This window comes from Streptomyces sp. YS-3 (assembly GCF_045257485.1).
Classification (GTDB): Bacteria; Actinomycetota; Actinomycetes; order Streptomycetales; family Streptomycetaceae; genus Streptomyces.
The window spans coordinates 1-7,871 of record NZ_JBJHPC010000344.1; the positions used below are offsets into that span (position 1 = coordinate 1).

Genomic DNA, 7,871 nt, shown 5'->3' on the forward strand with positions numbered 1-7,871 from the left:
CCCCCGACCCGGTGCCCACCGCCTCCCGGCGCGACTACGCCGTGGTCCACTACAAGCGCCCGGCGGGCGACTACACTGACTGGCGGCTCTACGCCTGGGGCGACCTCGCCGACGGCGAGTCCACCACCTGGCCCGCGGGCCACGCCTTCACCGGCCGCGACGCGTACGGCGCCTTCGCGTACGTCAAGCTGAAGCCGGGCGCCTCCAGCGTCGGGTTCCTCGTCATCGACAAGGACGGCACCAAGGACGTCACCGCCGACCGCACCATCGACGTGGGCCGCACCGGGGAGGTCTGGGTCGAGCAGGGCAAGGACGCGCTCCTCACCTCGCCGCCCCCCGGCGCCTATCCGCCGCAGGACACCACCAGGGCCGTCATCCACTACCAGCGCGCCGACGGCGACTACAGCGGCTGGGGCATCCACACCTGGACCGGCGCCGCGACGCCCACCGACTGGTCCAAGCCGCTTCCCCCCGTGCGCACCGACGCCTTCGGCGCGGTCTTCGAGGTGCCGCTGAAGGAGGGCGCCACCGGCCTGAGCTACATCCTCCACCGGGGCGACACCAAGGAGCTCGCCTCCGACCGCTCGCTGGACCTCGCCGCATATGGGCACGAGGTGTGGCTCCTGGGCGGGGTCGAGAAGTACCTGCTGCCCATGGGGTCCGGCTCCGCCGCCGACCTCGACCTGACGAAGTCGCGGGCGCAGTGGATCGACCGGTACACCGTCGCCTGGAACACGGCCGGCACGGCCGCGAGCCGGCAGCTGGTGTACGCGCCGGACGGCGGCCTCGCCGTCAAGGACGGCGTCCTCACCGGCGAGGGCCACTGGCTGCGTCTCACCCCCGTCCCGGGCGGTCTCACCGACGCGCAGAAGGCCCGGTTCCCGCACCTGGGCACGTACGCGGCCTTCACCGTCGACCCGCGCGACCGCGACCGGATCGGCCGGGCCCTCACCGGGCAGGTCGTCGCCACCCAGCGCCTCGCCAACGGCGCCCTGCTCGCCGCCACCGGCGTCCAGACCCAGGGCGTCCTCGACGACCTGTACGGCGCCCGCGCCGGCGGTGCGGCGCTCGGACCGGTCTTCTCCGGCGGTCGCCCCACCCTCTCCCTCTGGGCGCCCACCGCCCGGCGGGTCGCCCTCGAACTCGACGGCCGGACCGTCGCCATGCGCCGCGACGACGCCACCGGCGTCTGGTCGGTGACGGGCCCCCGCGGCTGGTCGGGCAAGCCGTACCGGTACGCCGTGACGGTGTGGGCGCCCAGCGTCCAGAAGGTCGTCACCAACCTGGTCACCGACCCGTACTCCACCGCCCTGACCACCGACTCGGCCCGCAGCCTCGTCGTCGACCTCGCCGACCCGAAGCTCGCGCCCAGGGGCTGGTCGACCCTGCGCAAGCCCGCCGCCGTACCGCTGCGCGCCGCACAGATCCAGGAGCTGCACATCCGCGACTTCTCGGTCGCCGACCCCACCTCCCGCCACCCCGGCCAGTACCTGGCGTTCACGGACACCGGCTCGGACGGCATGAAGCACCTCAAGGAGCTCGCCCGCTCCGGGACCTCCTACGTCCACCTCCTCCCGGCCTTCGACATCGGCACCATTCCCGAGAAGAAGTCCGACCGGGCCGTCCCCGGCTGCGACCTCAAGGTGTACGCGCCCGACTCGCCCGAGCAGCAGGCGTGCGTGGCGAAGACCGCCGCCAAGGACGCCTACAACTGGGGGTACGACCCGCTGCACTACACCGTGCCCGAGGGCTCCTACGCGAGCGACCCCGAGGGGACCCGGCGCACGGTCGAGTTCCGGCAGATGGTCCAGGGCCTCAACGGCGCCGGGCTGCGCACGGTGATGGACGTGGTCTACAACCACACCGTGGCGAGCGGCCAGGCCGACAAGTCGGTCCTCGACAAAATCGTGCCCGGCTACTACCAGCGCCTCCTCGACGACGGCACGGTGGCCACCTCCAGCTGCTGCGCCGACACCGCGCCGGAGAACGTGATGATGGGCAAGCTCGTCGTGGACTCGGTGGTCACCTGGGCCCGGCAGTACAAGGTCGACGGCTTCCGCTTCGACCTCATGGGCCACCACCCCAAGGCCAACATCCTCGCGGTCCGCAAGGCGCTCGACGCGCTGACGCCCGCCCGGGACGGCGTCGACGGGAAGAAGATCGTCCTGTACGGGGAGGGCTGGAACTTCGGCGAGGTCGCGGACGACGCCCGGTTCGTCCAGGCGACCCAGAAGAACATGGCGGGCACCGGCATCGCGACCTTCTCGGACCGGGCGCGCGACGCGGTGCGCGGCGGCGGCCCCTTCGACGAGGACCCGGGCGTCCAGGGCTTCGCCTCCGGCCTGTACACCGACCCCAACTCCTCGGCGGCCAACGGCACCCCGGCCGAGCAGCGGGCCCGGCTGCTGCACTACCAGGACCTCATCAAGGTCGGCCTCTCCGGCAACCTCGCCGCGTACACCTTCACCGACACCTCCGGCCGTACGGTCAAGGGCGCGGACGTCGACTACAACGGCGCCCCGGCCGGGTACGCGCGGGCTCCCGGTGACGCGCTCGCGTACACCGACGCGCACGACAACGAGTCGCTCTACGACGCGCTCGCCTTCAAGCTGCCGCGCACCACTTCGGGCACCGACCGGGCCAGGATGCAGGTGCTCGCGCTGGCGACCGCCACGCTGTCGCAGGGCCCGGCGCTCTCCCAGGCCGGTACGGACCTGCTGCGCTCCAAGTCGCTGGACCGCAACTCCTTCGACAGCGGCGACTGGTTCAACGCGATCCACTGGGACTGCCGGGACGGCAACGGCTTCGGGCGCGGGCTGCCGCCGGCCGCCGACAACCAGTCCAAGTGGCCCTACGCCAAGCCCCTGCTGACGGCTCCTTCGCTCACCGCGGGCTGTGCGGAGATCACCGGGGCCTCGGCCGCCTACCGTGACCTGCTGAAGATCCGTGCTACCGACCCGGCGTTCCGGCTGGCCACCGCGGCCCAGGTGCAGTCGGCGCTCTCCTTCCCGCTCTCCGGGAAGGACGAGACACCGGGCGTGATCACCATGCGGCTCGGCGCTCTGGTGGTGGTCTTCAACGCGACGCCGGAGCGGCAGACCCAGCGGGTCGCGGCCCTGGCGGGCCACGGGTACACGCTCCACCCGGCGCAGGCCGGGGGCGGCGACGCCACGGTCAGGTCGGCCTCGTACGAGGAGGGGTCCGGCACCTTCACCGTCCCGGGCCGGACGGTGGCGGTGTTCACCGGCCGGTAGCGGGCGCGGGTCCGCCGCGGCCGGTCCCGCCCACGCGGTGAAGCCGCCGATGCCAGGCCCCGCGTCCCCGAGGGGCGGCGGCCCGGAGTGTTGACTGTGCTCCGGGCCGCCGCGATGGTGATGGGCATGCCAAAGTCGTGGGCGCGTCCGTTCGGGGTCCTCGTCCTGCTCGCCGCGCTCCTCGGGGCGGGAGGCACGGGCACCCCGGCCTCCGGGGCCGACGGGCTCCCCGGCGCCCAGTGGTTCGACGGCGCTACCGCCTCCGCGCTCACCGTCGAGGACGGACGCCTGGTCGACGGGCTCGGCCGCGAGGTGGTGCTGCGCGGTTACAACGTCTCCGGCGAGACCAAGCTGGCCGAGCACGGCGGACTGCCGTTCGCCTCGGTCGCCGACGCCCGCGCCGCCGCGACCGCCGTGCGCGCCCTGGGCGGCGCCAACACCGTACGGTTCCTGCTCTCCTGGGCGTCCGCCGAACCCGTACGCGGCCAGGTGGACCAGGGGTATCTCGCGGCCGTCACCGAGCAGATGCGGGCCTTCCTGGACGCCGGGGTCCGGGTGCTGCCCGACTTCCACCAGGACCTGTTCTCCCGCCACCTCTTCGACACGGGCAGCTGGTACACCGGCGACGGGGCCCCCGCCTGGGCCGTCGCGGACGGCGGCTATCCGCACGAGTCCTGCGGGATCTGCCTGTTCTGGGGCCAGAACATCACCCAGAACGAGGCGGTCAAGCGCGCGGCTCACGACTTCTGGCACAACGCGCGCGGCCTCCAGGACGCCTTCCTCACCACCGCCCAGACCGCTCTGGGGTACCTGGCCCAGCACCTCACCGCCGAGGAGTTCGCGGCCGTCGCCGGGTTCGACCCGTACAACGAACCGCACGCGGGCAGCTACGACAGCGGGCAGACCAGCCGCGCCTGGGAACGTGATGTGCTCTGGCCGTTCTACACCCGCTTCCGGGCCCGGATGGACGCGGCGGGCTGGCAGGCCAAACCCGCGTACGTGGAGCCCAACCTCTTCTGGAACGCCAACATCGACTTCCAGCGCCAGGAGGGCGGCCTGCTCGACGCGGGCGCCCTCGGGCCGCGCTATGTGTTCAACACCCACTTCTACGACCAGAAGGCGATCTCCGGCGTCTTCATGTGGGGCAAGGCGGGCGACGGGCAGTACGCGCGCGACCTCGGCGCCGTGCGCGACCGGGCCGCCGCCGCGAGCACGGCCGCGGTCGTCGGCGAGTTCGGCCACCCGCTCTCCGGAACCGTCGCCGACAAGGCCCCCAGTGTCCTCAAGGCGATGTACCAGGGGCTGGACTCCCGCCTGGCGGGGGCCGCCTGGTGGTCGGACCCGTCGGCGTCGGGGCCCGTCCTGTCCGGCACCCAGTGGCAGTGGGACCTGTACAGCGGACGCCACCACGAGCTCATGAACGGCAACCCCGGCAAGGTCCTGACCGCCGGTGACGCCTGGAACGACGAGGACCTCTCGGCCGTGCGCCGCGACGACTCGGGCACGCCCGTGCTGCGCCAGGACGCCCGCCTCCTCGACCGGCTCTACCCCTCGGCCACGGCGGGCCGCGTGCTCGCCTTCACCTACGAGGACCGCTCCCGCGACGGCTCCGCCACCCAGACCTGGAACCCCGTCCCGGCCTCGCTGCCGCAGGTGGCCCGGCTCGTCGGCGGCGGCCGTTACGGCGTGCTCCTGTGGCGCTCCAACGGCGTGGCCGCGCCCACCGAGCTCCATCTTCCGGCCTCCTACGCCACCACCACGGTCGTCTCCGATCTCGGCGCGGTCCACGGCCCGCCCGGCTACTCGGCGCACACGCCCGTCGCCGTGGCGCCCGAGCCGGGCGGCACCGGCAGCCGACGGCTGCTGCTCACCGCACCCGACCCGGGCGGCGTCCACTTCGCGCTGGTCACCGACGGCGCCACCGATCCGTCCGCCGAACTGCTGAGCGCCGCCCGCGCCGAACTGGCTTCCTGGGCGGCGGCCCACACGTAGGCCCGCGGGTCCTCAGCCCTCGGTGATCCGGACCAGAGCGCCGCGCTCGTCGCGCGCGTAGGCGCGGCGGCGGTTCTTCTCCAGTTTGCGGGCGACCTCGTCGTCCAGGTCCACGCCGTTCATCTCGGCCAGCGCCACCAGATAGAGGAAGACGTCGGCCAGCTCCTCCCCGAGGTCGGGAAGCCGCTTGCGCCAGGCCGTGAACGCCTCGCTCACCTCGGCCGTGAGCAGACCGAACTCCAGGGGCACATCGGTGACGTTGAACCCCTTCTCGATCTTGTTCGCCCAGGCCTGCTCCTGTGCGGTCCGGATGTCCAAGACTCCTCCGAGCGGTCCGTGCGGCGGTGTCCGTCCAGCCTAACGAGGGCCGAACGGGCCCGTCCGCCGAACCGGTTCAACACCGGGGCGCCGATGGCCGATAGGAGGGGGACGGGCAGACGGCGAGGAGTACGGAACATGCTCAACGAGTGGCACACGGCCGCCAACATCGGGGCGGGCCTGGGCTATGGCGGGATCATCGGCCTGGAGCGCCAGTGGCGGGCCCGGATGGCCGGGCTGCGGACCAACGCGCTGGTGGCGGCGGGGTCCGCGCTCTTCGTGCTGCTCTCGACGTACGGCTTCGTCGACGCCACCAGCACCAGCGGCTACGACGGCTCCCGGGTGGCCGCCCAGATCGTCTCGGGCATCGGCTTCCTCGGCGCCGGTGTCATCATGCGCGACGGCCTGAGCGTACGAGGCCTGAACACGGCCGCCACGCTGTGGTGTTCGGCCGCGGTCGGGGCGCTCGCCGGGGCCGGGCTCTACGGGGTGGCCGCGCTCGGCACCGCCGGGGTGGTCGGGGCCAACCTGCTGCTGCGACCGCTGGGGCGGCGCCTGGACCGCGAGCCGCACGGCGGCGTCGAGGTCGGCACCGACTACCTGTTCGAGGTGGTCTGCGGCGAGGCGGAGGAGGCACATGTGCGCATCCTCTCCGTCCAGGCCCTGACCGGGCCGGGGTTCCGGCTGCGCTCGGTGCGCAGCCGGGACAGCCGGGACAGCCAGGCCACGGACGCGCCCGGCAGGGTGACGGTGACCGCCGAACTCACCACCGAGCGCCGCGACGACAGCCTCCTCGAAGAGGCGGTGAGCAGGCAGTCGTTGGAGCCGGCCGTCTCGGCGGTGAGCTGGACGGTGCTGCACCACCCGGACGACGACGAGGACGACGACGGGTACGACGGCCGGGGGCGGCGGCGCCGCTACCGGGTCCGCGATTTCTTCAACAGTCCTTGAGCGCGGGCCCGCGCTGGCACTCCGACGTTTCGTAAAGAATCGGACTCCCGCGTTCAGGTTCGAAAGGATCTTCGTGTAAAACAGTGCGGGACCGGTCAATGACAGTGTGTACTGGCCACGTTCGCCTCCCGGGGCGGCCGTTCACATGCCCTTCTCCCGATCTCCCCCGAAGGCCCATCAGATGATTGAGATACCGGACCTGGCCGCCGGAGGCCTGGCGGCCGGGACCCTGTCCGCGTTCGTGCTGGGGGGCGGGCTGCTGCGCTCCCGGCGCCGGGCGGCCCGGCAGCGGGAGGAGATCGCCGAGCTGCGCTCCCAGGGGGAGGGCGCCCGCGCCGAAGTGGCCCGCCTCGCACGGGCGTACGCCGCGGAGGTCGCCCATCTCGCCCAGCGCCGCGTCCCGGCCGAGGCGACCCGGGCCGCGCATCCGCACGTGCAGGTGCCCGGCCCGCTCCACCCCGACCTCGCCGGCACCGAGCTCGGCGCGGGCCTGGACGGCGTCCTCGAAGGGGTCACCACCGCCGTGGCGCAGGAGCGCAAGCGGGTCGACGCCGCCGCCCGCGCGGGCATGCGGGGCGCCACCCGGGAGATCCAGGCCGGGCTCTACCGCCTCCAGGACCAGCTGCGCGGCCTCCAGCAGCGCTACGACGACCCGGAACTGGCCCAGACGCTCTTCGCCCTCGACCACGAGAACGAGCAGTCGCTGCGGCGCGCCCAGGTCACCGCCGTGGTCTGCGGCGCCTGGGTCGGCCTGGCCCGCGAGGAGTCGCACCTGGTGGACGCGGTGACGGGTGGTCAGTCCCGGCTGGTGGGCTACCACCGGGTGCGTGTCCACAACCACCTGGAGCCGGGCACCGCGCTCGTCTCGCACGCCGTCGAGCCCGTCGCGATCATCGTGGCCGAGCTGCTCGACAACGCGCTGCGCCACTCCGCTCCCGACACCGAGGTCGTGGTCAACCTCGAACGCGCCCACCACGGCGTCTCGGTCACCATCGACGACGCCGGGGTCGGCATGAGCCGCGACGAGCGCGCCTACGCCCAGCGGATGGTGGCCGGCACCGAGGCGATCCTGCTCGCCGAGCTCGGCGACCCGCCCCGGATGGGACTGGCCGCGATCGGCCAGCTCACCCGGCAGTTCGACCTCTCGGTGGACCTCTCCTCGCCGTCGCCCTACGGTGGCGTACGCGCGGTGCTGCTGGTCAAGAGCCATCTGCTGAGCCGGATCGACCCGGCCCACCGGCGGCCCGCCGCGGCGGCCTTCGCGGACCAGGAGGACGCCCGTATCCGCCAGGTCGTCATCGAGTCCGACCACGGCTACATCCTGGTCGCGCCGACCGCCCACGGCACCTGTGTGGC

Annotated in this window: 5 protein-coding genes; 4 read left to right on the top strand and 1 reads right to left on the bottom strand. The window is 73.1% G+C overall.

All coding sequences use genetic code 11. The features are described 5' to 3' along the window. Together pulA and ACJA3G_RS24385 are read left to right on the top strand one after the other, a co-directional pair. A partial coding sequence (pulA, locus tag ACJA3G_RS24380) for a pullulanase-type alpha-1,6-glucosidase (RefSeq protein WP_406555174.1) occupies window positions 1-3,254 on the top strand: 3,254 nt, incomplete at its 5' end. A gap of 120 nt (window positions 3,255-3,374) precedes the next feature. After that, a complete protein-coding gene (locus ACJA3G_RS24385; protein ID WP_406555178.1) occupies window positions 3,375-5,246 on the top strand; it encodes a cellulase family glycosylhydrolase in 1,872 nt (623 codons plus the stop codon). Between the two features lie 12 nt (window positions 5,247-5,258). Here ACJA3G_RS24385 and ACJA3G_RS24390 read toward each other — a convergent pair whose 3' ends face one another. Next, on the bottom strand, window positions 5,259-5,564 hold the full coding sequence (locus tag ACJA3G_RS24390) for a MazG-like family protein (RefSeq protein ID WP_406555175.1): 306 nt from the start codon (window positions 5,562-5,564) through the stop codon (window positions 5,259-5,261). Window positions 5,565-5,702: 138 nt separating this feature from the next. Between ACJA3G_RS24390 and ACJA3G_RS24395 the strand changes: the two genes are divergently transcribed. Further along, window positions 5,703-6,515 carry an MgtC/SapB family protein gene (locus tag ACJA3G_RS24395; protein WP_406555176.1) on the top strand — a complete coding sequence of 271 codons (813 nt, stop codon included), beginning with the start codon at window positions 5,703-5,705 and terminating at the stop codon, window positions 6,513-6,515. A 181-nt stretch (window positions 6,516-6,696) separates the two neighbouring features. Continuing rightward, window positions 6,697-7,871, top strand: a 1,175-nt coding sequence (locus tag ACJA3G_RS24400; RefSeq protein ID WP_406555177.1) for an ATP-binding protein, incomplete at its 3' end; no start/stop codon positions are given.

What these genes read in the sequence shown, in the direction of transcription:
- ACJA3G_RS24385 (WP_406555178.1), top strand. Translation starts at nt 3,375, where the DNA reads ATGGGCATGCCAAAGTCGTGGGCGCGTCCGTTCGGGGTCCTCGTCCTG.
- ACJA3G_RS24395 (WP_406555176.1), top strand. Translation starts at nt 5,703, where the DNA reads ATGCTCAACGAGTGGCACACGGCCGCCAACATCGGGGCGGGCCTGGGC.